This is a genomic window from Paenibacillus typhae, from assembly GCF_900099765.1.
Classification (GTDB): domain Bacteria; phylum Bacillota; class Bacilli; order Paenibacillales; family Paenibacillaceae; genus Paenibacillus_AQ; species Paenibacillus_AQ typhae.
Window position 1 is genome coordinate 62,604 of sequence record NZ_FNDX01000026.1, and the last position, 23,436, is coordinate 86,039.

General features: G+C 52.0%; 25 protein-coding genes. 16 read left to right on the forward strand and 9 right to left on the reverse strand.

Annotated features, from left to right (window positions below; all coding sequences use genetic code 11):
• The first annotated feature begins 94 nt into the window (after positions 1-94).
• On the forward strand, positions 95-694 hold the full coding sequence (locus tag BLR64_RS19370) for a nitroreductase family protein (protein ID WP_090716627.1): 600 nt from the start codon (positions 95-97) through the stop codon (positions 692-694).
• Between the two features lie 73 nt (positions 695-767).
• A complete protein-coding gene (locus BLR64_RS19375; RefSeq protein WP_090716629.1) occupies positions 768-962 on the forward strand; it encodes a DUF2188 domain-containing protein in 195 nt (64 codons plus the stop codon).
• 84 nt (positions 963-1,046) lie between these two features.
• Here the strand turns inward: BLR64_RS19375 and BLR64_RS19380 are convergent, their stop codons facing one another.
• Both BLR64_RS19380 and BLR64_RS19385 read right to left on the reverse strand, forming a co-directional pair.
• Positions 1,047-2,231 carry a peptidylprolyl isomerase gene (locus BLR64_RS19380; protein WP_090716631.1) on the reverse strand — a complete coding sequence of 395 codons (1,185 nt, stop codon included), beginning with the start codon at positions 2,229-2,231 and terminating at the stop codon, positions 1,047-1,049.
• Positions 2,232-2,459: 228 nt separating this feature from the next.
• The gene (locus BLR64_RS19385; protein WP_090716633.1) at positions 2,460-2,795 is read right to left on the reverse strand and encodes a hypothetical protein; all 336 of its coding nucleotides are present in this window, start codon (positions 2,793-2,795) and stop codon (positions 2,460-2,462) included.
• A gap of 225 nt (positions 2,796-3,020) precedes the next feature.
• Between BLR64_RS19385 and BLR64_RS19390 the strand changes: the two genes are divergently transcribed.
• On the forward strand, positions 3,021-4,127 hold the full coding sequence (locus BLR64_RS19390; protein ID WP_090716635.1) for a lactonase family protein: 1,107 nt from the start codon (positions 3,021-3,023) through the stop codon (positions 4,125-4,127).
• 171 nt (positions 4,128-4,298) lie between these two features.
• Here BLR64_RS19390 and hfq read toward each other — a convergent pair whose 3' ends face one another.
• A complete protein-coding gene (gene hfq, locus BLR64_RS19395; RefSeq protein WP_039872699.1) occupies positions 4,299-4,520 on the reverse strand; it encodes an RNA chaperone Hfq in 222 nt (73 codons plus the stop codon).
• A 110-nt stretch (positions 4,521-4,630) separates the two neighbouring features.
• Here hfq and BLR64_RS19400 point away from each other — a divergent pair, with 110 nt between their 5' ends.
• Complete coding sequence (locus BLR64_RS19400; protein WP_090716637.1) at positions 4,631-5,275, forward strand: phosphatase PAP2 family protein; 645 nt, start codon at positions 4,631-4,633, stop codon at positions 5,273-5,275.
• A gap of 66 nt (positions 5,276-5,341) precedes the next feature.
• Here BLR64_RS19400 and BLR64_RS19405 read toward each other — a convergent pair whose 3' ends face one another.
• Positions 5,342-5,836, reverse strand: coding sequence for a hypothetical protein (locus tag BLR64_RS19405; RefSeq protein WP_090716639.1), 495 nt, complete (start codon positions 5,834-5,836; stop codon positions 5,342-5,344).
• Positions 5,837-6,248: 412 nt separating this feature from the next.
• Here BLR64_RS19405 and BLR64_RS19410 point away from each other — a divergent pair, with 412 nt between their 5' ends.
• The 3 genes from BLR64_RS19410 (at position 6,249) to bcbE (ending at position 11,140) form a co-directional block, all read left to right on the forward strand.
• On the forward strand, positions 6,249-7,280 hold the full coding sequence (locus BLR64_RS19410) for an FUSC family protein (protein WP_090716640.1): 1,032 nt from the start codon (positions 6,249-6,251) through the stop codon (positions 7,278-7,280).
• Positions 7,281-7,325: 45 nt separating this feature from the next.
• Positions 7,326-9,683, forward strand: a complete 2,358-nt coding sequence (helD, locus tag BLR64_RS19415; protein WP_090716642.1) for an RNA polymerase recycling motor HelD — start codon at positions 7,326-7,328, stop codon at positions 9,681-9,683.
• 191 nt (positions 9,684-9,874) lie between these two features.
• Positions 9,875-11,140, forward strand: coding sequence for a bacillibactin exporter BcbE (gene bcbE / locus BLR64_RS19420; RefSeq protein WP_090716643.1), 1,266 nt, complete (start codon positions 9,875-9,877; stop codon positions 11,138-11,140).
• Positions 11,141-11,147: 7 nt separating this feature from the next.
• On the opposite strand, the gene BLR64_RS19425 is transcribed toward bcbE, so the two are convergent.
• The 3 genes from BLR64_RS19425 to fsa all read right to left on the reverse strand — a co-directional run bounded on the left by BLR64_RS19425 (position 11,148) and on the right by fsa (position 13,588).
• Positions 11,148-12,353, reverse strand: a complete 1,206-nt coding sequence (locus BLR64_RS19425) for an MFS transporter (RefSeq protein ID WP_090716645.1) — start codon at positions 12,351-12,353, stop codon at positions 11,148-11,150.
• 12 nt (positions 12,354-12,365) lie between these two features.
• On the reverse strand, positions 12,366-12,806 hold the full coding sequence (locus BLR64_RS19430; RefSeq protein WP_090716647.1) for a MarR family winged helix-turn-helix transcriptional regulator: 441 nt from the start codon (positions 12,804-12,806) through the stop codon (positions 12,366-12,368).
• 128 nt (positions 12,807-12,934) lie between these two features.
• Entirely contained in the window at positions 12,935-13,588 is a 654-nt protein-coding gene (gene fsa / locus BLR64_RS19435) for a fructose-6-phosphate aldolase (RefSeq protein WP_068727461.1), read from the reverse strand.
• A 225-nt stretch (positions 13,589-13,813) separates the two neighbouring features.
• On the opposite strand from fsa, the gene BLR64_RS19440 reads away from it, so the two are divergent.
• Genes BLR64_RS19440 through BLR64_RS19450 form a run of 3 tightly spaced genes read left to right on the forward strand, consistent with a single transcriptional unit; the run spans position 13,814 to position 15,337 of the window.
• Positions 13,814-14,284, forward strand: coding sequence for a hypothetical protein (locus BLR64_RS19440; protein WP_139172028.1), 471 nt, complete (start codon positions 13,814-13,816; stop codon positions 14,282-14,284).
• Entirely contained in the window at positions 14,268-14,822 is a 555-nt protein-coding gene (locus BLR64_RS19445) for a macro domain-containing protein (RefSeq protein ID WP_090716651.1), read from the forward strand. Before BLR64_RS19440 ends, BLR64_RS19445 begins: the two co-directional genes overlap by 17 nt.
• Before the next feature lie 38 nt (positions 14,823-14,860).
• On the forward strand, positions 14,861-15,337 hold the full coding sequence (locus tag BLR64_RS19450) for a GNAT family N-acetyltransferase (protein WP_090716655.1): 477 nt from the start codon (positions 14,861-14,863) through the stop codon (positions 15,335-15,337).
• Between the two features lie 8 nt (positions 15,338-15,345).
• Here the strand turns inward: BLR64_RS19450 and BLR64_RS19455 are convergent, their stop codons facing one another.
• Entirely contained in the window at positions 15,346-15,543 is a 198-nt protein-coding gene (locus BLR64_RS19455; RefSeq protein ID WP_090716657.1) for a hypothetical protein, read from the reverse strand.
• A gap of 74 nt (positions 15,544-15,617) precedes the next feature.
• Between BLR64_RS19455 and rpiA the strand changes: the two genes are divergently transcribed.
• The 5 genes from rpiA to BLR64_RS19480 all read left to right on the forward strand — a co-directional run bounded on the left by rpiA (position 15,618) and on the right by BLR64_RS19480 (position 21,161).
• A complete protein-coding gene (gene rpiA / locus BLR64_RS19460) occupies positions 15,618-16,304 on the forward strand; it encodes a ribose-5-phosphate isomerase RpiA (RefSeq protein WP_090716659.1) in 687 nt (228 codons plus the stop codon).
• Positions 16,288-16,788 (forward strand): VanZ family protein, encoded by a 501-nt coding sequence (locus BLR64_RS19465; RefSeq protein WP_167360733.1) that lies wholly within the window; start codon positions 16,288-16,290, stop codon positions 16,786-16,788. Before rpiA ends, BLR64_RS19465 begins: the two co-directional genes overlap by 17 nt.
• Positions 16,789-16,794: 6 nt before the next feature.
• Entirely contained in the window at positions 16,795-17,235 is a 441-nt protein-coding gene (locus BLR64_RS19470) for a GNAT family N-acetyltransferase (RefSeq protein WP_090716662.1), read from the forward strand.
• A 315-nt stretch (positions 17,236-17,550) separates the two neighbouring features.
• Positions 17,551-18,003 (forward strand): MarR family winged helix-turn-helix transcriptional regulator, encoded by a 453-nt coding sequence (locus BLR64_RS19475; RefSeq protein WP_090716664.1) that lies wholly within the window; start codon positions 17,551-17,553, stop codon positions 18,001-18,003.
• Complete coding sequence (locus tag BLR64_RS19480) at positions 18,000-21,161, forward strand: MMPL family transporter (RefSeq protein WP_090716665.1); 3,162 nt, start codon at positions 18,000-18,002, stop codon at positions 21,159-21,161. Before BLR64_RS19475 ends, BLR64_RS19480 begins: the two co-directional genes overlap by 4 nt.
• An 89-nt stretch (positions 21,162-21,250) precedes the next feature.
• On the opposite strand, the gene BLR64_RS19485 is transcribed toward BLR64_RS19480, so the two are convergent.
• Positions 21,251-21,922 (reverse strand): tetratricopeptide repeat protein, encoded by a 672-nt coding sequence (locus tag BLR64_RS19485; protein WP_090716667.1) that lies wholly within the window; start codon positions 21,920-21,922, stop codon positions 21,251-21,253.
• 126 nt (positions 21,923-22,048) lie between these two features.
• Here BLR64_RS19485 and BLR64_RS19490 point away from each other — a divergent pair, with 126 nt between their 5' ends.
• The gene (locus BLR64_RS19490; protein WP_090716669.1) at positions 22,049-23,038 is read left to right on the forward strand and encodes an aldo/keto reductase; all 990 of its coding nucleotides are present in this window, start codon (positions 22,049-22,051) and stop codon (positions 23,036-23,038) included.
• The last annotated feature ends 398 nt before the right edge of the window (positions 23,039-23,436 follow it).

A 23,436-nucleotide genomic window follows, 5' to 3' on the forward strand; every position in this document is an offset into this window, starting at 1 on the left:
GCAGGAAAAATATGAAATAGGTGTTGTTTTATCGGAATAGAAGTGTTAAGATATACAAAAGTTAGTTACTAGAATAAATGGAGGTAGTTATCTTATGTCTAAGAGTTTTCTGGAAGCTGTAGAAGCAAGACGGTCCGTATATGCAATCAGCAAGGAATCCCCGATCTCAGATGATCAAATCAAGGAAATTGTTGAAGCGGCCGTATTACATAGCCCGACTTCATTTAACTCCCAGAGCTCCAGAGCAGTAGTTCTGCTTGGCGAGCAGCATGATAAGCTGTGGGATATCACTGCTGAAACGCTCCGCAAGATTGTGCCGACAGAGCAATTCGAAGGTACAGCCCAGAAGTTGGCTTCGTTCAAAGCTGGCTACGGCTCCGTGCTGTTCTTTGAGGATCAAACGGTGGTGAAGAATCTGCAGGAGAATTTTGCCCTGTATGCTGACAATTTCCCGATTTGGTCGAACCAGTCCTCGGGTATTCTGCAGTTTGTAGTCTGGACTGCCTTCGCTGAAGCCGGTCTTGGCGCTTCGCTCCAGCACTACAACCCGCTGATTGATGATGAAGTGAAGGAAACCTTCGGCATTCCTGCAGAATGGAAGCTGATTGCCCAGCTGCCGTTCGGCAAGACGGTTACCGCACCGGGACCTAAAGAATTCCAGCCGATTGAAGAACGTGTTAAAGTGATTAAATAAGCGGGAGCCTCTTGTTTGAAACCTCCTTATTCAGGATAAGTAGTACTATAACCTGATTAAGGAGGTTTTTGTAATGCCTTGGAACAAAGATAATTATCCTGATTCCCTGAAGAATTTCATGGCACCGGTTCGCAACAAAGCAATTGATATCGCCAATGCGCTGCTGGAGGACGGATACGACGAAGGGCGGGCCATTGCAATCGCAACGGCTCAGGCCAAAGAGTGGGGCGAGAACCACGACAAGCAGATCCGTAAGAAAAACACATAACAGCGCGCTGTCTGCTCTAACCGGGCGGCATAAAAAGGACCAGCGGTTAAATTAACCGTCTGGTCCTTAAGTTATTAGGTCAGCTTATTCTGCAGCTGGCGCTTCTGTAGCTTCCGGTGTAGCAGAGGCTTCCGGCTCATCCGTCAGTGTGTTGGTAATCTTGGCGTTTGTAGTCAGATCCTGCAGCCAGGTGGAGGACATCTCGGACACCTTCTGGGAAATCAGGGTCTTTTTGATTTCGTCTTTCTTTTCTTCGAGCGTGTATTCATGAGCTTCCTTGCGGTCTGTTACTTTGATGACATGGTAGCCGTAATCCGACTTCACAGCACCGCTTGTTTCACCGACTTTGAGGGCAAAGGCAGCATCAGAGAACTCTGTAACCATATCTCCCTTTTTGAAGAAGCCAAGATCTCCGCCTTTGTCTTTAGAGCCGGTATCGGAAGATTTCTCCTGAGCCAGAGCAGCGAAATCAGCGCCTTCTTTGAGCTGCTTGACAATCGCATCGGCTTCTTCCTTGGTAGCAACCAGGATATGGGAAGCTTGTACTTCTTCTTCCTGGTTAAAGGTGGCTTTATTATCATTAAAGTAGGTTGTAACGTCTTCATCCGTAACGGTAACCTTAGGCTCAAGCAGCTTGCGGATCTCAACCTGCAGCGGCATTTGCGCCTTCAGATCATCAAGCGTCATGGAGCTTTGGGCAAGCGCGGAATTGAGTGCATCCTCACCGCCGAACTGGGTTTTCAGGTCTTCAATTTCAGCATTGATATCTTCATCAGTAACAGTAATGTTGGCTTTCTTGGCTTCCTGGTCTACAAGGGTAGTAGTAATCAGATTCTGTAAGGTCGATTCGCCGCCTGCTTCAACCAGCTTATCATACAGCTGAGCTTTGGTAATATCGGTACCATTGACGGTAGCAACAGCAACGCTGTTGTCATCTTTCTGGAAAGGCGGTTTGATCAATACTATAATCAGTGCTGCTGCAAGAACGATCGATGCGATCATCCAGCCCTTGCCGCCTTTAGGGGAGGAGGGAGGAGTATTGCCGCCGCCAACCTTGCTCATCACAGGAACTGCTTCAGGTGTTACATCTGCTGCTGCATTATTAGCTGGTTCAACCGGTTCTTGTGCTGCTGGGACAGCTTCTTCAGCCGCTGCAGGAATCGTTTCGGCTTCCACCGGTGCTTCATTGGTGTTTGCGGAAGCGTCAGTCTCTTCGGGTGTTGCGTTGTTGTTCAATTGCCCGTTTGTTTCAAATTCTTTTTTGTCCATTATAATTAATGACTCCCTTCGATATAGGTGATGCCTGTCTTTCTACAACTTTACCAGAAATTCCGATTCCAAACCTTAAGAAAGTATAAAAAAGCATAAATGCTTTTTAAGATTTCATTAAGTTAAGAGAAAAAGCCGGAGACGCAGGGGATTCCCGTACGCTCCGGCTTGTTGGCAGAAGTCATAAGATTGCATAAGGTCAGCCTGTTTCTGCATTCAAATACATGATTAAGAAGTAAGCCCTTTCAGCAGATGGCGTATGCTTTCCTGTTTCCGTCTGGGAACACGGACATTTTTGGCATAAAGGCCCTTCTCTCCGAAATAGATGCAGTCGTCTTCAATCGCGCTGATCTTGTTCAGATTCACGTAGCAGCCTCCATAAACATGATAGTAACTGGAATTCGACAACAAACGGTTTAATTGCTCGGCAGTCATTCTCTTTTTAATGTTATAGTTTCTGCCGTGAAAAATGACCAGATCATGGTCCCCGACCTTAAAGAACAGAATGTCTGTTTCCACCTCGAAGTCCTCATATACATTTCTGGCTTCCAGCAGGCTGCTCATTCGTGTTCCCCCTTTTTACAATTTTAACGACGCGTGTTAGCGCTTTCATTATAGCATATTCTTTTTTCTTTGAGAAGTCTTATTTTTGAAATGTTTTTTGTCATTTTTTCCGTTGCAATTGTCATAGACGCTGAAAAATTGTAAATTATAAAGATGGCTATTGTTTGAACGAGAGCCAGACTGCATATAAAACACCGGATGGACTTATGGAGGAGGAAAACCGAGATGAAAGAAAATTCCAAATTATTGCTGTTTACCGGCTCCTACGCGAGTGCAGAGGATAACGGGATACAGGTATATGCGTTTGACGGGGCGGCCGGAGGTACGCTGAAGCTGCTGCACAGTGTGCAGGGCATCGCCAATCCTACCTTTGTTAATGTCGATACTGCGAAGAACCGGCTGTATGCGATTGGCGAGAAGCTTAACCGTGAGGGGATCAAGGAGGGAGAGGTCGTAACCCTGGCCATCGATCCGCACACCGGCAGCCTGACTGAGCTGAACCGGATTGCCACAATGCCTGCTTCTGAAGCAGGACAGACGACAACCTGTCATATTAACAGGGATGCCGCAGGCGAAGTTATCGTTGTATGCAGCTATCATGGCGGCCTTGTAGGCCTGCTGAGTGTAGATGCAGACGGGACGCCGGTGCGCCTGACAGATACTGCTGTACATACGGGCAAAGGAACTGTGCCCGGCCAGGAGAAGCCGCATCCCCATTCGGCTGTTTTCAGCCCGGACGAGCGCTTCCTGTTTGTGTCCGATCTCGGCCTGGATCTGATCCGTACTTACCGGGTCAACCGGGAGTCCGGTACGCTTGAGGTTCAGGGCGAAATCAAGGTGGAGGCAGGAGCGGGCCCCCGTCATTTTGTATTCCATCCGGACGGCAAGTCCGCCTATGTCATTAACGAGCTGAACAGCACGGTTACCTCTTTCCTGTATGACAGCGAGTCAGGAGCCTTGAAGACAGCATTTACCGTGCCTACACTGCCGGAGGATTATTCCTATACAAATAACGGCTGTGCAGAAATCGCCTTCTCGGCAGACGGACGCTTCCTGTATGGCTCGAACCGCGGTCATGACAGCATTGTGGTCTATGCAGTGAATGCTGAGACGGCGGAGCTTACGCTGGCCCAGCATGTGTCTACACATGGAGGCCACCCGCGTCACTTCACAGTTACACCGGATGGTGAATACCTGATTGTAGCAAACCGTGACGGCAATAACCTGGTTGTATTCTCTCTTGATGCAGCTACCGGACGGTTGACCTATACCGGTAACGAAGCGAGGATATCTAAGCCGGTGTGTGTAAAGCCTGCAGTATTTCCTGCCTGATTCAGGCCGGCTTCATAGCTGATTGACCAAAAAAGGAACACCGGAAGGGCTGGCTCCGGTGTTCCTTTTAAAAATATCAGAAAGTAAAAACTTGCAGATCTATACAGGTCTGATATTTCCCGCAGAAACGGTTGCCGCCTTTTTAAGGACGGCGAAGCCGTTTCTACTTGCCTATTTAAGCGAAACGGGCTTGAGTGGTACAACCGTGGAGACCGCTGATTTGAACAAAACGTTCTGTTTGCCGTCTCCCTGTCCTGTTAGGGTGATTGTATAAGCGTCGTAAGAGGTAACGAGTCCCTGCATTTTGACTCCGTTCGTTGTGAAAATTGTTACGGGCACCTTTGTTGAAATGCATTGGTTCAACAAACGCTCCTGCAGCTTTAGACTTTCCACTTTGGCAGCACTCCATCTTTATATGAATTGTCTTCCTGTCCCATTATATCACGGCAAGACGGTTCTCAGGCAACGTCTTCACAGAATACGTATCAGATAAGGGGTTTGTTATGTTTGAATACCGCAGATGGTCCAGAGGATTCCGGTTCTCTTTATGGTTTGCATTAGGTTTTGCCGTCATAGCCCTGCTTGTGGCCCTGAACAAGACGGCTTATTTTGACAATTCCGTCATTCATGCCGTACAATCAGCGGAGTCGCCAGGATTGACCTCTTTGGCTAAAAGCCTTTCACTGGTCGGCTCCTCGAAGCTGGCGGTTATGATTTCACTTGTTACCATGGCGCTGCTCTTTTTTGTGCTGAAGCACCGGATGGAGCTCGTTCTGTTCCTCTGGGTGGGCTTAGGCTCCCAGCTGCTGAATACCTGGCTTAAGCTGTGGTTTCACCGGGAGCGTCCCAGTATCCACCGTTTGATAGAACAGGCTGGTTACAGCTTTCCTAGCGGTCATTCCATGGCTGCCTTCTCCTTATACGGGGCTTTGGCATACCTGCTCTGGCGTCATATGCGGCGGAAAAGAGAACGGCTTTTACTGATTCTGTTCACCGTACTTATGACCCTTGGCATCGGCTGGAGCCGGATCTATCTGGGTGTCCATTATCCCAGCGATGTGATCGGCGGATATGCGGCAAGCGGAGCCTGGCTGATGCTGTCGGTTGCCTGCTTTGAAGCTTATCAGAACATCAGGAAGCGGAAATAAAGTCTTTATATGTAAAAAATACGGACACCGTCAGCCTGTACAGGTAAATGGTGTCCGTATCCCGGCTTATTGGACCGGTACTGCCGGTTTTCCAGGATTACCCTTATGCGAATTGGCGGCAGCAGAGATGCTAAGCTTCAGCAGAGCCGGAAGCCCTGCTTTCAGCTTTTTGACTTCTTCCTTGCTCAACTGGCCCTCCTTGAGGGACTCATCCAGCTTGAGACTGGCGGCTTCACTCAGCTTCTGAATGTACTGGTCCTCACTCCAGCCCTTTTTTTCCTTGGCCAGACTGTAAAGGGTTTGTCCGTTTCTCAGGCTGTCCATAAGCTCCCGGCGGTCCATTTCCAGAAGCCTTGCGGTTTCGCCCAGGATAAAATGCCCGCCTGTTTTCAGGCCCTTGCTGTGATGCGGATGTGACGGCTGCTCTTTTCCGGGGCTGGTATGGCCCGCTGCCGGTGTAGGCGTACTGCCTGAAACTGTCCCGGCATAAGCAGCGGCCGGAGCCAGGCAGAGCATGACGGCTGCCGTAAATGCTGCAATTCTTCTGATCTTGTTGCTCATGCGTTCACCTCTTGGGATGGAATGGTACTGCCGTACACAGTATTACCGGAAAGCTGAAAGAAACATGAAGCTTGGCTTAAGCCTCTCTAAAAATTCGCCGGCATGGTTCATGGGTAAATACATATGTACCCTAATAGAGATTGACGGAAGACTTACAGGATATACATAACAGGTGTGAATAAACTTAGATGAATGCAAAACTAAGCATAGGCTTCCGAAGTAAGTTTTGCCGGAGAGATTCACTGGATGCATATGCTATGCAAAACTAAGCGTAAGCTTCCGAAGTAAGTTTTGCCGGAGAGATTCACTGGAAGCATATGCTATGCAAAACTAAGCGTAAGCTTCCGAAGTAAGTTTTGCCGAAGAGATTCACTGGAAGCATATGCTATGCAAAACTTTAGGAGGGATGGATTTGGCTTTTGGCGCCCGAATATTAAAAACAGGAATGGCAGTTACGCTTGCCCTTTATTTGTCTGTACTCCTGCAGTTTTCTTCTCCTGTCGGCGCAGCCATTGCAGCAATATTTGCCATGCAGCCGTCCATATACCGCTCATGGCGGTATTTCCTGGACCAGATCCAGACGAGCACGATGGGAGCGGTGATTGCGCTGCTGGGCGGGATGCTCCTGTCTAATGAACCGATTGCAGTAGGACTTGTTTGTATTCTGGTTATTATGATCAGTATGAAAATGAACCGTGCCGATACCATCGGCCTGACACTGGTTACTGTAATTTCTGTAATGGAGGCGTCCGGACAGTGGGAGTTCGCGCTGACCCGCTTTTTGCTTACACTGACCGGGATTGTCTCTGCATTTCTTATAAATATCAGCGTATTCCCGCCCAAGCCGCGCAAGCAGTACATCCAGCAGATTGAGAATGTATTTACCAGCCTGTCACTGCTGCTTCGCACCGCAGTCTCGCATGAGATGAAGGAGAGCGTGTTCCGGGATGAAAAAAGTGCGCTGGAAGGCTCGATTAAGTCGCTGGCCGATAAGTATGCCCTCTTCGAGGAGGAACAGAAACAGCTGCGCAGGGCAAAATACAGCCAGACCCGGCAAATGGTTGTATATAAAAACCTGCTGCACACTCTGCAAAAAGGCTTTGAGGTACTGGAGGCGATTGACCGCCATTATTTCCAGGCAGAGCGGACCGAGCGGACCGATGAGCTGTTTGACCGGCACCTGGAGCAGCTGATTAAATATCATGAGTACATTCTGCTCAAGTTCGAAGACAAGCTGAAGCCGGGCTCCAATGATTCAGAGCTGCTTGCCGAAGACAATGATCGGTTTCTGGAGGCAGCCATCCAGGGCTATAATCCCGAGAAATCGGGACAGCTGCGCTTGTCAGTGGTAGCGGCGGCGATCTATGATTATGGTTACCAGCTTGACCGGCTTGACCGGCTGGCGGACCAGATCAACCGGGTGAACAGTGATGAGAAGGATTAACCGGAGCAGACATGAACGTCAACCTTTCAAAGGGGATGAAATACAGTGGAGAAACATGATCAAGAATGGAAACAAGAACAGGAACGGGTGACGGGGATTACCCGGCTGCTAACCGCCCATATCCGTCGTCTCTCAGAAGAGCTGGGCCTGCACCGTACCGATGTTGTCGATATGCGCAAAGATTTCTGGGAAGAGGTAACAGTAAACTTCAGCAGCCCGGATGACCTGGGGGAGACCTCGACCAGCCTGCGGCAGCAGGCGCAAATCCTGAATGAACGGGAACGTCACCATCTGCAGTCGAGCAAGGCGCTCAAAAAATATAGAAAGCTGGTTAATTCACCCTACTTCGGCCGGATTGATTTCTCAGAACAGCCCGGAGCTCAGGCAGAGCGCATTTACCTTGGAATCGGATCATTAATGGAGGACGACGGCACCTTTCTGATTTACGACTGGCGTGCACCTATTTCCAGCCTTTATTACGATGGAGCTCCCGGACCTGCTGCCTATGAAACGCCCGGAGGCCTGGTCAGCGGAACCATGGAGCTCAAACGCCAGTTCGTGATCGACAGCGGCTTGATTGAGGTCATGTTTGACACCGGGATGACCATCGGCGACGAACTGCTGCAGCAGGTACTGAGCCACAGTGCGGATGACCGGATGAAAAGCATTGTAGCTACTATCCAGAAGGAGCAGAACGCGGTTATCCGTAATGACCGGAGCCGGATGCTGGTCGTCCAGGGAGCGGCGGGCAGCGGTAAAACTTCAGCGGCGCTCCAGCGTGTAGCTTATCTGCTCTATAAATACCGCGCAGTTCTGCAGGCAGACCAGATGCTGCTGTTCTCGCCGAATCCGCTGTTCAACAGCTACGTTTCTACGGTGCTTCCCGAGCTCGGTGAAGAAAATATGCAGCAGACCACCTTCCAGATGTATCTGGAGCACAGGCTCGGCCAGGAATTTCAGCTTGAAGATGTGTTCAGCCAAACCGAGAGCCTGCTGGCCGCGCCGGATCATCCGTCTGCGGAAATCCGCCGCGCCGGAATCGGCTATAAATCGTCGGTAGCTTTTCTTGATGCCATCCGGAGATATGTCAATCTGCTTGAGCATGAGGGCATGCTGTTCAAACCGCTGATGTTTCAGGGAAAAGCTATCGTCAGCAAGGAAGAGATGGAGCGGCAGTTCTATACTTATGACCCCAATATCAAGCTTGCGAACCGGATTGATCTGATGACCGGCTGGCTGCTCAAGCAAATTGCTGCTTTTAGCGTAGAGGAGCGCAGTGCCCCGTGGGTAGAGGAGCAGATGGAGCTGCTGGATACGAGCGACTACCAGCGTGCGTACCATATGACACGGCGCAAGGGCGGCGGGCACAACGAGAGCTTTGATGATTTTGACACCGAGAAAAGCATGCTGGCCCGCTATATCGTCAGCCAGAAGCTGAAACCGCTGCGCGGCTGGACCAAGCGCGGCCGTTTCGTTGATGTCAAAGGGCTGTACAGCAGGCTGTTTACAGACCGCAGGCTGATGGACAGCATGAATTCCGGGGCAGGGCTGCCGGAGCACTGGGATGAAATCTGCAGGCTTACCGTTGATACGATTGCCGCAGGTGAGCTTGCCTATGAAGATGCAACTCCCTTCCTGTATCTGAAGGAGCTGAGCCAGGGATTCAGGACAAATACACTCATCCGCCACGTTATTGTTGATGAGGTACAGGATTACTCCCCGTTCCAGCTGGAATTTATGCGCCGGCTCTTCCCCCGGGCCAAAATGACTGTGCTGGGGGACCTCAATCAGGCCATCTATGCCCAGGGTGAAGTGCTGGGCGATCTGTCCAGCCTGGTCAGCATCTACGGAGAGGAAAATACAGAGGTCATTTCCCTGACCAGGAGTTACCGTTCCACCTTTGAGATAGTGGAATTTACCCGGGCCATGATTCCCGGCGGAGAACGGATTGTTCCCTTCAACCGGCGGGGCGAGGCTCCAACGCTTACCGTTGTGAACAGTGAATCTGAGCTGCTGGCTGCAGTGGAGCAGGATGTGCTGAAGCTGCATGCCGCGGGCTATCACTATGTTGCGGTGATCTGCAAGACTGCCGAAGAGAGCGCTGAGGTGCATGCCAAGCTGCAAAACAGCCTTCCGGTCAGACTGGTAACCAAGGAAACCCCGAATTTCCAGAAGGGAACGCTGGTGCTTCCCGCCTACCTGGCCAAAGGCGTAGAGTTTGATGCTGTTATTATTTATGATGGCTCACAGGAAAAGTACGGCAGGGAAAATGAACGCAAGCTGTTCTATACCGCCTGTACCCGGGCTATGCATCTGTTGCATATTTACAGCCTTGGACAGCCCAGCTCATTTCTGCCTGATCCCGAAGCAGCAGGATCAGCGGAAGCAGCGGGGTTGCTGTAATGGCTGGCAGCTCAAACTGAACAATGGAAAAATGGCGCAGGATTGCCCTATCAGGGGCAGTCGTGCGCTATTTTATGTGGAAATTATCTGTTTTTGGGTTACTCAATTTGCGGTTTATTTTGTATGCATACAGGCGGACAGAACCAAGCACACTAACGGGGATTGTCAATGACAGTAAAGGTGGTCAATCCATGAAGGATAAGAAATGGGATCTTATGGCGTTAGCCTCCATTCCGCTTATAATGACCCTGGGCAACTCCATGCTCCTTCCGGTACTGCCGCAAATTTCGCGCGAGCTTCATATCAGTTCCTTTCAGGTCAGCCTGCTGATTACGTTGTATGGCTTAATGGCTATTCTGATGATTCCGGTTGCCGGCTATCTCTCTGACCGGTTCGGGCGCAAAAAAATCATTATGCCCAGCCTGATTATTGCTGCTGCGGGCGGAGCTGTATGTATCGCTGCTGCCCTGTTTACCAAAGGAATAACGGCATACTGGATCATATTGGGGGGGCGTGTGCTGCAGGGGATCGGTGCGGCAGGGGCTTTTCCCATTGTCCTGCCATTTGTAGGGGATATGTTCAAGGACGAAAAAGTGGTAAGCAAAAGTCTCGGCCTGATTGAAACCTCCAATACCTTCGGCAAGGTGCTCAGTCCGATTCTCGGTGCTTATCTGGGGCTCCTGCTGTGGTACGCTCCGTTTATCTCCATTCCGGTTTTATGCATCATTTCTTTTGTGCTTGTTCTGTTTCTGGTTAAGGAGCCAAAACGGGAAGCTGATAAGCAGAGCCTTAAGGATTTCATGTCAGGCATTGTTGCAATCCTGCGGGAGCACGGCCGGTGGCTGTATGCTATTTTTGCCATCGGCGGTATCTGTATGTTTGTAACATTCGGGGTTCTTTTTTATTTATCGGAAACGCTTGAGGCCAAATATAATATTCACGGGGTTATAAAAGGTCTTGTTCTGGCCATTCCCCTTGCGCTCTTGTGCCTTGCCTCCTATGGAAGCGGCAAAATCATCGGACAAAATAAGCCGCGGATGAAGTGGATCGGCTGCGGCGGTATGTTCCTGATAACTGCGGCCATGATTATTACGGGGTTTGGTTCAGGGCTTTACTGGCTGGTAGGGCTGCTTAGTGTGGGGGGGATTGGCATCGGAATTGCACTGCCTTGTCTGGATGCCCTGATTACCGAAGGCATTGACCAGAAAAACCGCGGAACAATCACCTCCTTGTACAGCAGCATGCGGTTCATCGGTGTAGCCCTGGGGCCGCCGGTTGTCTCGCTGCTGATGCCAAGGGGATCATGGCTGCTGTTCGGAACGATGGCTGGAGTCAGCGCGATAGGAGGTCTGCTTACGCTGCTGGCAGTTACTCCCGGCAATAAGAGCTCCGAAAGCGGTCAGAGAGGTGAAAAGCAGCTCCAGCTTCCGCGCGGAATCCGCCAGCGGGCCCGGTAACCGCCAATTAGCGGCTAACCTGCACCCGGCTGGAAGCTGAACGTCTGCGCCGTTTTGTGATTAGAACTACGCTGTAGATGACCAGCAGCAGCAAAGGGGCCAGCGCTGAATAACGGTACATCACGGCATAGGAGTTAAACAAAGCGACTGAGCCAAGAATCATGGTGCCGACAGCAACTCCGAAATCCAGAGAGTTCAGGAACATACCGTTGGCCGTCCCGCGCTGACGGGGATCGACGGACTGGATCATCCAAGTCTGCAGCGCAGGCTGCATGGAACCGAAACCGATGCCGTAACAGAGTGCTGCCGGAAACAGCGCGGCGGTTGAGGAAGCGAAGGACAGCAGCAGCAGTCCGCCTATAATAAACAGGCTGCCGGGAATCAGCAGGGCTGCCGGTCCGAAGCGGTCATAGATTTTACCGGAAACAGGCCGGATAATGACGATAGCCACGGCGTTAAACAGGAAAAAGTAAGCTATGTGCTCCAAATGCGCCTCTTGTCCGTAGAGGGCAAGAAAACCAAGCAGTCCGCCATAGGAAACCGACAGCAGCAGATTCAGCAGGCCGGGGATCAGCAGCTTACGGAACACATTCCCCTTAGGACCGGGTATTGCAGCCGGCGCAGGTTCTTTGTGATGAGCCGGCAGGCTTCGCGTCAGGCGGTAGCCCAGGGGCAGAATGATAGCAAGGGCGAGCCCTGTGCACAGCAGCAGAGAGCTGAAGCCGGGACCCTGCAGCAGGCTGAGTCCGATCAGCGGACCGGCTGACATGGCCAGGCTGGTCGAAAGCCCGAAGTAGCCGAGGCCTTCACCCATCCGGCGGATCGGAATAACATCGGAGGCCATTGTCGGGAATGCAGTGCTGGCCATGCCGAAGCCGATGCCGAACAGCATGCGCATCAGCAGCAGGACAGTAATAGTCCCGGACCAGTAATAGCCGGCTATAGCGGTTAAGCAGATTGCCACACCAAGGAAGATCAGCAGATTGCGGCCGCCTTTTTCCATAGCTTTGCCGGCGAAGAGCCGGGAAGCAATAGCACTAAGCGCAAAGAGACTGGTAACGAGACTGATTTGCACTGATGTAGCAGATAAGCTGTCTTTGGCATAGACAGGCAAAGTCGACAAGGTCATCTGCAGGCCGATAAACAGCAGCAGGTTACAGATGGTAAGAGTGACAAACGATTTGGTCCATAAACGTTCTGATGAATGATTCAATATGTTCTGCTCCTATTCATGTTGTGTATTCTCTGTGTTGTGATAGATATGCTCCAGCATACCGCGGAGCTGTTCAAGCTCAACGTCTGTAAGGCCAGTTACAGCTGTGCTGATGACCTGCCGTTCGAGGTCGACGGTGTTTTCGATCAGCTGCCTGCCCTCTTCAGTCGGATAGAGCAGGAAAGCCCGGCGGTCACTCTGGTTCAGTGATTTCGTGATGAAGCCCTTCTTGAGCAGCAATTCAACAATTCTTGCGGTGGTAGGCTGGTCTTTGGCGGCTGCGGCTGCAACCTCCTTCTGGTTAATTCCGCTGCGGTCCACAATCATCAGCAGCACAGACCATTGTTCAGGTGTGATGTCGTAAGGCTTCAGCGCACGGGCGAACGAGGTGGAAATTCTCCGGTAAGTAGAGCCAAGCAGAAAGCCCAGGAATTGTTGGGGGGAACCGGACATAGAGATCGTCCTTTCATAAATAGTTGTTATGACAATTATAATTAGGACAATTAATACTGTCAACCAATGCAGCGGCAAAAAAAGCACCCCCCCGCGCAGGGAGGTGCTTCTCTTGTGAAATGAATCTGTTATTTTGCTTCCTTTGGTACGGATTCCCAGTCCTTCAGGAATCGGTCAATCCCGTTATCCGTCAGAGGATGCTTCCACAGGGATGGGAGCAGGGAGCCTGGAATAGTCGCGATATGCGCGCCGGCAATTGCCGCTTCTTCCACATGGGCGATATTGCGGATGCTCGCTGCAATAATCTCGGAGGACAGCCCGTAATTGGTCAGGATTGTCTTCAGGTCCTTGATCAGCTTCATTCCGTCCACTCCGATATCATCCAGACGGCCGACAAACGGGCTGATATAAGTAGCGCCGGCCTTGGCGGCCATCAGGCCCTGTGCGGCGGAGAAAATAAGGGTAACGTTGGTCTTGATGCCGCGTTTGGTCAGCTCGTAGCAGGCAGCCAGTCCGTCTTCAGTCATCGGGAGCTTGATAACTACGTTCGGTGCCCATTCTGCAATTTCAAGCGCTTCGCTCAGCATTTCATCAGTAGTAAGGCCGATAACCTCGGCGCTTACAGGACCTGGTACAATCTCAACGATTTCTTTAATTACATCTTTGAACAATCTGCCTTCTTTGGCGATTAGCGACGGATTTGTCGTTACGCCATCCACTAATCCGAGCCGGGTAATCCGTTTGATTTCTTCAATATTACCGGTATCCAAGAAAAATTTCATTGAAGCTATTCCTCCTTGATATCTTATGGATTGACAAACAGCTTGTACAACCTCATTATGTATCATGCTGCACCAAGTTTCAACTGTTAATATGAATATTTCAATTTAACTTTATAGAATTTTCGCTTTAATCCGATTTACACCCCTTAGGACCATTCCCCGCCATCATTTCCCATGATAATATAGTAACGGTGTTGTATAAAAGAACGCGAATGGCAGGTGAGCATGATGATCACGGCAATTGCCGGTGCCGCCTTGTTTCTGCTGCTTGCCGCCGGACTGATCGCCTATCAGAACAGCAGGCTGATCAGGCAGCAGGAGGCTGAAAGCGCTGCGGCCCCTACCGGAAAACTCATGTATTCCGTATTTTTTGAGCAATTCCGCGGGGATGAGGAACGGCCGGAAGCGGTACCCTTATTTCAATATACCGTGCTCTCCGGACCGGAGGAACAGCTCCATGAGGGAGAAACGGGGACTACTTATGCTCTGTGCCGCGTACCGGCTGGTACCGGAGAAATGACTCTGGAGGATGCCCTGCAATGGATGCAGACACGTATCCGGGCTGCATCCATTCAGCGTGTGTTGTCTGAACACCTATCATTTCCCGGCAAAGCGGACCGCAAAGGGGAAAAAGAGCTGATTATCAATCTGGAAGCTACGGTGAGGGAGGAAGCCGGATATGCAAGTCCGCATTAATCATGTGGTTATATCGGTGAGTACCGGGGATATCACAGCCTGGAAAGGCGATATCATCGTTAATGCCTCCAATTCCGGGCTTTACGGCGGAGGCGGAGTTGACGGGGCAATCCACCGCGCCGGCGGTCCGCAGATTGCCGCCGAATGTGCGCTGATCCGCCAGAAGCAGGGCGGCGTTATGCCGGGCGAGGCTGCATTTACAACCGCTGGCAGACTGCCTAATCTGGGCATCATACATACCGTCGGACCGATCTGGAAAGGCGGAGGTGCAGGGGAGGAGACGACGCTGGCCAGATGCTATATCAGCAGCCTTGACCTGGCCTGCGCCCGCGGTGCACGCAGTATTGCTTTTCCGAATATCAGCACGGGTGTCTACAATTTCCCGAAAAAGCTGGCTTGCGAGACGGCTCTTTCTACCATTGCAGATTACGTTCAAAGCACTGGGCCGGACAAGCTGCCGCTGGAAACCATCACATTCATCTGCTTTGAGCCTGACAATGCGCGGCTCTACGAGGAAACGCTTAAAACTTATATCTAAAGAGACCGGTTAACCGGAAGGACGGAGGAGCCCTGGAGATGTCATCTGTTACTGAATTGAAATTTGTTACGGTCCAGCCCGATAATACGGATCTGCGGGATTTGATTGAACGTCTGGATGAGGATTTGAAGGCGCGCTACCCGCATGAAATGATCTATGTGGTTGATTTCTCTGACCCTAAGGTTAAAGAGATGACCTTCGTCGTAGCTTATCTGGGCGCGCAGCCGGTCGGCTGCGGAGGACTGCGGCCCCTGGAGAAGGACTGCAGCGTGATGGAGCTGAAGCGTTTCTATGTAGAACCCGGCAGCCGCAAGATGGGCATCGCCGGTAAAATGCTGGCCGATCTGGAGGAAAAGGCTGCTGCCGCAGGATGCGTGGAGATCAAGCTGGAGACCGGAATTAAACAGCCGGAAGCCATTGCGCTTTATGTCAAGCACGGCTACCGGCCCATTGACCTGTTCGGCCAGTATATCGGCGATCCGGACAGTGTATGCTACGGCAAGATACTGTCCTGAATGCCGGGTCAGGCATGATATTTGCCGGCCGGCGCGTCCAGCACCCATTCCAGCATCAGGATCATATCCTCAAGCCTGCTGAGCTGGGTGCTTAAGCTCTCCCGCTGGGGGCTGTCCTGAGGAAGTGGAGCCAGCCTGCTCGTAAGGGACCTACGCTGAAGTGTAAGCTCATTGATTTTGGACTGGATCTGATTTGCGGTTCTCATCGTGAATCCTCCCGGAAGTAAATGATTAATTGATATTTATAGACCATTATATAGGAAAATATGGGGGTATTAAAATGAGTGTCAATGTTAAGCAGCTGGCTGCGGAGAAAGCCGTGGAATATGTGCAGGACGGGATGAAGGTTGGTCTGGGAACAGGCTCAACCGCTTATTGGGCCATCCGGAAGCTGGGCGAGCGTGTCCGGGAGGGCCTTAACATTACCGCTGTGGCCACTTCGCAGGCTTCCGAGGATCAGGCTCGTGAGCTGGGCATTCCGCTGGTTGCCTTCGGCGAAATCGACCACCTGGATCTGACCATTGACGGTGCGGACGAATTGGACAGCAGGCTTCAGCTGATCAAAGGCGGGGGCGGAGCCCTCCTGCGCGAGAAGATCGTGGCGATGGGCAGCACGCGGATGATCGTTGTGGCGGATGAGAGCAAAGCGGTTAATACGCTCGGCAAATTTCCGCTGCCTGTGGAGATTGTCCCGTTTGCCTGGGAATGGACGGTAGCCAAGCTGGAGAAGCTCGGCTGCAGACCGGAGCTGCGCCGCAGCGGGGATAAGCTCTACCGTACGGACAACGGTAATTACATTGCCGATTGCCATTTTGGGGCGATCGCTTCGGCCCCTGTGCTGGCGGAACAGCTTCAGGGCATTTCAGGCGTTGTGGATCACGGGCTGTTCATCGGTATTGCCAGCATGGCGATTATCGGCAAGCAGGACGGCAGCATCGAGATCATTGAAGGTGAAACCGATCTCTAGAAAGCGGGTAAAGCGCAGGGGCCGCCACTCTTCCTCCCGCAGGCATCCCCGGCCGGCTGTGCGTTTTTTTGTCGGGCTTGTACTGCTTCTTTACAGCGGGGCTGTGCTATACTGGATGTTTCTCGGGTTTGGACGGACTGTCCGTACAGAGGGGCCGCTGTTATATAATCTGGAGCCGCTGCGTACGGTGAAGCTGTATTTCGATCTGGATAACGGAGTCTCCCTTACCGGCAGGCTGGTGAATCTGGCGGGCAATGTCATTGTATTTGTTCCGTTTGGCCTGCTGCTGCCGCTGGTTCAGGAGCGGTTCCGCTCTCCTTTTATACTGACACTGTGGACAATCTTCTATATTCTTCTTCTGGAAACGCTGCAGATGGTACTGCGGGTCGGCAGCTTTGACGTTGATGACCTGCTGCTTAACCTTATCGGCGTCTGGTCAGGATTATTACTTCTGAGAATTACATCAATATTAAGGGAGGCTTGAACATTTATGCTTATTGATCTGAAGCAGCGCATAGGAACACCAGAAGTAGATGAGCTGCTGGCCTATGCGGTCATTGATGAACCGGATGCGCTCTGGCGCGCTTCGGCCGAATACGGCAAATATGCCGCCCTGCAGCTTAACGGCTGGGAAGAGGAAGGGCTGCTGCTCGGCCTCGTCGGCTTTGAAGAGACGGAGGATGGTTCACTCGATATCCGCCACATCGCGGTGCTGCCTGAGAACAGGGGCAAAGGCTATGCACGCGGTATGATTCTCGAGCTGATGACCTTGCGGAATCCGCGCTATGTACTGGCGGAAACGGAAGATGAGGTTGCCGCCAACTTTTACCGTGCCCTGGGCTTTATGGTGTACAGTCTGGGCGAGAATCCGGCGGGAATCGAAATGTTCCGTTGTGTGTATGAGGTTGAAGAAGATGAGGATGACGAATAGAGCTTGTAAGCAACTGTAGTTATCTGAAGATAAGCTATCCGGCGTAAGTTGCCGGGTGGCTTTTTTGAAATATAAGTATTTATATGTTGCACGTTATAATTAATCCTTCTATTTCTCGCAGAAACGGATACCGTCTCTTAAAGGACGGCAAAGCCGTTTCTTCTTGCTGTGCAACGAGTGGCGTTCATTCTTTAAATGCATCATATATTTTTCTTTATTTTTAGCAATTGACTTTTAAAGCGGCGAACCATATAGTTTTAGTGTGAAACAGTTCTACACATGAACTATTTGTCCAATATTAAGGAGGGCGAAGTTTTGAATGAAGAAGCAGAGCACTGGATAACCCGGTATGTTGATGCTTATCTGATAGTGACCAGGCAGATCAGCGCGCGGATCAAGGAGCGGATTGCCGAAGGTTTAACAACCGACCAGTTTTTGATCCTGAGGCTGATTAAGGCACAGGAGCAGTGTACGTCAACCTATCTGGCGGAGTCGGTCTGTGTGGGCAAGAGCTCAATTACGGCCATCATTAACCGGCTTGACGAGGCAGGCATGATTGAGCGTACCCGTGATGAAAATGACCGGCGTTTGGTGTATTTGTCGCTCTCGGAGCAGGGAGAAGAGGTTTATCAGCTGGCCGAAAAGCAGGTGAAGGATGTAATCTCACCGTATTTGCTTCATTTTGAGGAGGAAGATATCGAGAAGTTCATCACCATGTTTGAGAAGCTGGCCTTTTTAATGCAGGAGACGGGAGGGAGAACTGAGTGAAGACGATATTGAAGGCCAGATGGGCTGTGATAGCGATTTGGCTTGCTGCTGCGGTTGTGCTGTTTATAACAGCACCGTCAATGTCTGAGCTGGTCCGTGAAAAGGGGCAAATTTCGGTTCCGGACGGGTATACGTCATCGAGAGCAGCCGAGATTATGAAGGAGGTCGCTGCCGCCAAAGGAGGCGAGACCCTGTATCAGGTTGCCCTGGTATTTAACAAGCCGGAGGGGCTGAGCGCCGGAGACAGGGAGAGCATCAGACAAGGAGTGGAGAAGCTCACTGCGGAGAAGGATGCGCTGAGCCTTGATGCGATAACCGAGCCATTTTCACAGACGGAGCTCGAAGATACGCTGATTGCCAAGGACGGGCAGACCATTATGGTCGCGTTGTCGGTTAAAGGCGGGGACGAAACGGTAAAGGCGCTGCCGGAAAAGGTCAATGAGCTGCTTGCGGATGTAACTGCAGACCATTACCTGACCAGTGAAGGGCTGATTACGGAAGATACGATTGTCAGCTCGGAGGCCGGACTCAAAAAATCCGAGTACATAACCGTAGTTTTTATCCTGCTTATCCTGTTCGTCGTGTTCCGTTCGTTCGTGGCGCCGCTTGTGCCGCTGCTGACCGTAGGACTGAGCTATATCGTATCGCAGTCGGTTGTAGCATATCTGGTGAACCGGTTTGATTTCCCGCTGTCAACCTTTACGCAGATCTTCATGGTGGCTGTGATGTTCGGAATCGGGACGGATTACTGTATCCTGCTGATCAGCCGTTTCAAGGAGGAGCTGGCATCTGCGGAGGATACAAAAAGTGCCATTATAACTACATACCGCAAAGCAGGCGGGACTGTCTTCTATTCCGGACTGGCTGTATTTGTCGGGTTCGTAGCCATCGGCTTGTCAAAGTTTATGCTGTACCGTTCTGCGGTGGCTGTTGCAGTAGGGATCGCAATCATGCTGCTGGCCCTCGTTACGGTAGTCCCGTTCTTCATGGCCGTGCTGGGCAAGAAGCTGTTCTGGCCGTCACGCGGCAGTCTGGAGCACAGTGAAAGCCGGATCTGGGGAGCGGCAGGCTCCTTTTCACTGAAACGGCCATGGGCGGCGCTTCTGATTGTGGCAGCTGTCGTCGTTCCGTTCCTGGTGACATATGACGGCAAGCTTTCCTTTAACAGCATGGATGAAATCGGGCCGGATTATGCTTCCGTGAAAGGTTTTAATATTATTTCTGAAAGCTTTGGTCCCGGTGAATCCATGCCGGGCAGGATTGTCATAAAAAATGATGACCGGATGGATACCCCGGAATATATGGGACTCGCCGAAAAAATCAGCCGTGAGCTGGAGAAAGTAGACGGCGTTAAGGCGGTACGCAGTCTGTCGCGGCCAACCGGAGAGCTAATCAATGATTTTCTGATTCCGGTGCAGGTGGCAGCACTGTCGGACGGTCTTAGTCAAAGCAATGACGGCCTGAGCCAGATTCAGTCCGGACTTGCCGAAGCAGGCAGGCAGCTGAGTGCGAATGAGCCCAAGCTTAAAGAAGCGGCGGCCGGCAGCGCGAAGCTCACAGAAGGCACAGCCGAGCTGAAGCAGGGTATAGCAGCACTGGGGGCGGGACTCTCCCAGATCGAGGATGGAATCAGGAGCGGCGCTGCCGGAGCGGGCGAGATTAAAGCCGGACTCGCACAGGCAGCAGCCAGTGCAAAGCAGCTAGCAGAGGCGAACAATGCGCTGCTGGCAGGCTACAAGCAGATCGGTGCGGGGCTGACGGCGCTGAGCGGCGGGCTTGACGAGCTGCAGACCAAGCTTGAAGGTGCAGCAGCAGCCCTCACCGGTCTAGATGCGTCCTTTACGGGACTCGAGAGCAGTCATCCTGAGCTGCTTGAGGATATGAATTACCAGACCATCAAAGGCACTGTCTCCCAGACCGGAACGGGAACCGCCCAGCTTGCGGCAGGACTCGGGCAGATTGCCGGCCAGCTGAACAGCGCCTCATCGGGGCTGAACGAAGCCAATGCCGGCTATGCCAAAGCTGCAGCCGGGCAGACCGCCCTGGCGCAGGGGCTAGAGCAGCTGTCAGCCGGAATCGGCAGGCTCCAGACCGGTCTCAACCAGGCTGCAGAAGGGCAGAGCCAAATTGTCGGTAAGATTCCGGCAATCAGCACCGGACTGGATCAGCTGCAGGGCGGACAGCAGCAGCTGGCCGAAGGCTTTGGGCAGCTGACCGGACAGATCGGCGAACTGACCGGCGGACTCAGCGACAGTGCGGACGGCCTGCAGCAAATCACCGCCGGGCTCAGCTCGGCACAGGATTATCTGCAGCAGCTTCAGGATGCCAAAGAGGATGAGCTGAGCGGCTTCTTTGTCCCTTCAGAAGCACTGGAAGCGGAAGCGATGCAGCAGGTCTTTGGCACCTACCTGTCAGATGACCGCAAGGTAATGACGCTGGATGTTGTGTTCGCGGAGAATCCGTACAGTGCGGAAGCCATTGGCAGCATTCCGGATATTCAGGACGCGGTTGACCGTGCGGTGAAGGGAACCAAGCTGGAAAATGCCGAAACGGCAATCAGTGGGGTTACCAGTACGTATAACGATCTCCAGACAATTTCGAGCGGCGACTATACACGGACGGTTGTGCTGATGCTGGCCGGTATTTTCATTATCCTGGTCCTGCTGCTGCGCTCGGTGATTATGCCGCTGTATCTGATCGGCTCGCTGCTGGTTACTTACATCACAGCACTAGGCATCACAGAGGCAATATTTGTACATCTGCTGGATTATTCAGGCATCACGTGGACCACGCCGTTCTTCAGCTTTGTTATGCTGATAGCACTTGGCGTCGACTACAGCATCTTCCTGATGGCCCGCTTTAATGAAAATAAAACCTGGGATGTGCTCGAAGCGATTCTGCATGCCATGCGCAATATGGGAACGGTCATCCTGTCGGCGGTAGTTATTCTGGGCGGAACCTTTGCCTCTATGTATCCATCCGGTGTGCTGTCGATGATGCAGATCGCCACCGTAGTGTTAGCGGGTCTTGCCCTGTATGCACTGGTCTTCCTGCCATTCTTCGTTCCGGTGATGGTGCGGATGTTCGGGCGGGCGAACTGGTGGCCGTTCAGCGTCAAAGACAGCGGAGAGACTGCGAAGCACGATCTTAATCTGTAGACAGTTAGCCAGACAAAAAACACCTCTGTGCGTTACTGGAATCCCAGCCTTGCACAGAGGTGCTTTATCGGTTTATGTACTGGCCGGCCCTAACGCATTTTTGCAAAAAAACTGCGCAGCGCCCAGCCGCGTTCCTGACGTTTCTTGTATTTGGGCAGCGAGCGGTAAATCGCTACTGACTCTTCAAAGGCTCGTCTGGCCTCGTCATTTCTGCCGAGAGCCTTGTACATGGAGCCAGCCAGATAATAAGCTTCGCTGGAAGAAGTCTGGATTTCCTGGAATTGGCTCACATAATGCAGTGCTTTATCCTGGTCAACACCCCGGAATATCTCAGCCAGGCGGAGAAAAGGCTGGCCGTATTGTGCCCGGCGGTTGATCTCCAGCCCTTGCAGCATCTGGGCTTCGCCCTCCGGAAGCATCCCGAGCTTCAGATTCGCATAGCCAAGCTCGACCCAATATTCGGCGGATTGTTCGTACCGGTCTGCAATATTAAGCAGCAGCTCTTTGGCATCGCTGTAACGCTTGCGTTCAATCAGCAGGCGGGCCAGCTCGAATTTGGAGGAGACATCGTTGGGATTAAGGGAAATGGTGGTCCGCAGTCTGGACATCTGCCGGCTCCGGCGGAAGGGCTTGCCGATGCTGGGCAGGATGCCGACATACCGGCGGTCAAGAACATACAGGATCAGGAACAGAACAATCAAGGCCAGAAAGGGATTACCTAAAAATTGTGCAAGAAATAAAAAGCCCAGAATTTTAAACATGAAGTCCCTCCGAATAAGTTGTAACTCCGGTCAGCGTTCACTTAACATCTAACCTGCAGAGCAGGGTAATTATACCATATTATTCAGTTTTACTAACTCCAAATTTTTTGGAAAGAAGGATGGGCGATGAGTACAGAAATTCCTTTACGTCCGCTCGGACAATCAGAGTTGTCCGTGTCACCGCTGGGGCTCGGCTGCTGGCAGTTCAGCCGGGGCAGCGGAATCGTAGGCAAGTACTGGAGCAATCTTGAGGATGCCGATATCCTTGAGATTGTCCGGATTAGTCTGGAAGGCGGCATGAACTGGGTGGATACAGCTGAAATATACGGGGGAGGCAAGTCCGAGCAGGCGCTGGCAGCCGTATTGGATCAGCTGAGGCTTGAGGGCAGCCGCCATGCGGAGCCGCTGATCGCAACCAAATGGTGGCCGCTGTTCCGGACGGCCGGATCCATACCAGCCACTATAGATGAACGGATCCGCTGTCTCGGCGGAAGGCAGATTGATTTATACCAGATTCATCAGCCGTTTTCGCTGTCGTCAATTGCCAGTGAGATGAAGGCGATGGCAGGGCTGGTCAAGGCCGGAAAAATCCGTCATGTCGGAGTCAGCAATTACTCGGCCAGCCAGATGGTCAAAGCACACGGGCTCTTGCAGCAGCACGGGCTGAAGCTGGTCTCCAATCAGGTCAAATACAACCTGCTTCACCGGAGTATTGACCTAAACGGGACGATGGCTGCCGCGAAGGAGCTGGGCATTTCCATTATTGCGTACTCCCCGCTGCAGCAGGGGGTACTGACCGGGCGGTTCCATAACGATCCGTCCCAGATCAGCAAGCTGTCCCTGATCAGACGGATGCAGTCCGGACTGGATGAGAAGGGCCTTGCCCGCAGCAGGCCGCTGATTGATTTACTGGGAACACTTGCCGGGAAATACGGGGTTACACACGGCCAGATTGCCTTGAATTGGCTGATTCACTTCCACGGCGAGACGGTTGTCGCCATCCCCGGAGCGTCCAAAGTCCGGCATGCCCGGGAGAATATCGGAGCGATGGGATTCAGACTGAACAGCCGTGAGCTGCAGCAGCTGGATGATGCTTCATGGGCAGCGTTGAAATAGCTTTTATGAATAGCTTTAGGCCGGATTCAGGGCCTGAAGCTATTTTTTTATTATTTAGCGTGCCCAGAGGCACGCATTATCTAGTTGGTGAAAGTCCAACCAAAGGAGGGACCAAGCCACCTTTGTAGCTAGGATGCTTGCGCATGGCGAAATCTATGTGTAAAAGCGCATCGACAAAAGTACCGGTCAGAGAGCGGGCGAGCAACAATCCAGGCCGCAACATCAAGTGAATCCTGCCGCGTCGTCAAAAAGGCCCTGCAAAGGGAAAAAGAGGGTGCCGAGTCTCGTGCATATAGACGAAGGCCAAGGAAGCTGTGCAGAACTTGGAACAGCAGTGAAGAATCCTCCGGCGTAATGGGAACGGCATGGATTGAAAGATAGTGCAGTGAACTGGGGAG

Excerpts from the sequence above, each read along its gene's own strand:
- BLR64_RS19370 (WP_090716627.1), top strand. The coding sequence starts at position 95 with ATGTCTAAGAGTTTTCTGGAAGCTGTAGAAGCAAGACGGTCCGTATAT.
- BLR64_RS19375 (WP_090716629.1), top strand. The coding sequence starts at position 768 with ATGCCTTGGAACAAAGATAATTATCCTGATTCCCTGAAGAATTTCATG.
- BLR64_RS19380 (WP_090716631.1), bottom strand. The coding sequence starts at position 2,231 with ATGGACAAAAAAGAATTTGAAACAAACGGGCAATTGAACAACAACGCA.
- BLR64_RS19385 (WP_090716633.1), bottom strand. The coding sequence starts at position 2,795 with ATGAGCAGCCTGCTGGAAGCCAGAAATGTATATGAGGACTTCGAGGTG.
- BLR64_RS19390 (WP_090716635.1), top strand. The coding sequence starts at position 3,021 with ATGAAAGAAAATTCCAAATTATTGCTGTTTACCGGCTCCTACGCGAGT.
- BLR64_RS19400 (WP_090716637.1), top strand. The coding sequence starts at position 4,631 with ATGTTTGAATACCGCAGATGGTCCAGAGGATTCCGGTTCTCTTTATGG.
- BLR64_RS19405 (WP_090716639.1), bottom strand. The coding sequence starts at position 5,836 with ATGAGCAACAAGATCAGAAGAATTGCAGCATTTACGGCAGCCGTCATG.
- bcbE (WP_090716643.1), top strand. The coding sequence starts at position 9,875 with ATGAAGGATAAGAAATGGGATCTTATGGCGTTAGCCTCCATTCCGCTT.
- BLR64_RS19430 (WP_090716647.1), bottom strand. The coding sequence starts at position 12,806 with ATGTCCGGTTCCCCCCAACAATTCCTGGGCTTTCTGCTTGGCTCTACT.
- fsa (WP_068727461.1), bottom strand. The coding sequence starts at position 13,588 with ATGAAATTTTTCTTGGATACCGGTAATATTGAAGAAATCAAACGGATT.
- BLR64_RS19440 (WP_139172028.1), top strand. The coding sequence starts at position 13,814 with ATGATGATCACGGCAATTGCCGGTGCCGCCTTGTTTCTGCTGCTTGCC.
- BLR64_RS19445 (WP_090716651.1), top strand. The coding sequence starts at position 14,268 with ATGCAAGTCCGCATTAATCATGTGGTTATATCGGTGAGTACCGGGGAT.
- BLR64_RS19450 (WP_090716655.1), top strand. The coding sequence starts at position 14,861 with ATGTCATCTGTTACTGAATTGAAATTTGTTACGGTCCAGCCCGATAAT.
- BLR64_RS19455 (WP_090716657.1), bottom strand. The coding sequence starts at position 15,543 with ATGAGAACCGCAAATCAGATCCAGTCCAAAATCAATGAGCTTACACTT.
- rpiA (WP_090716659.1), top strand. The coding sequence starts at position 15,618 with ATGAGTGTCAATGTTAAGCAGCTGGCTGCGGAGAAAGCCGTGGAATAT.
- BLR64_RS19470 (WP_090716662.1), top strand. The coding sequence starts at position 16,795 with ATGCTTATTGATCTGAAGCAGCGCATAGGAACACCAGAAGTAGATGAG.
- BLR64_RS19485 (WP_090716667.1), bottom strand. The coding sequence starts at position 21,922 with ATGTTTAAAATTCTGGGCTTTTTATTTCTTGCACAATTTTTAGGTAAT.
- BLR64_RS19490 (WP_090716669.1), top strand. The coding sequence starts at position 22,049 with ATGAGTACAGAAATTCCTTTACGTCCGCTCGGACAATCAGAGTTGTCC.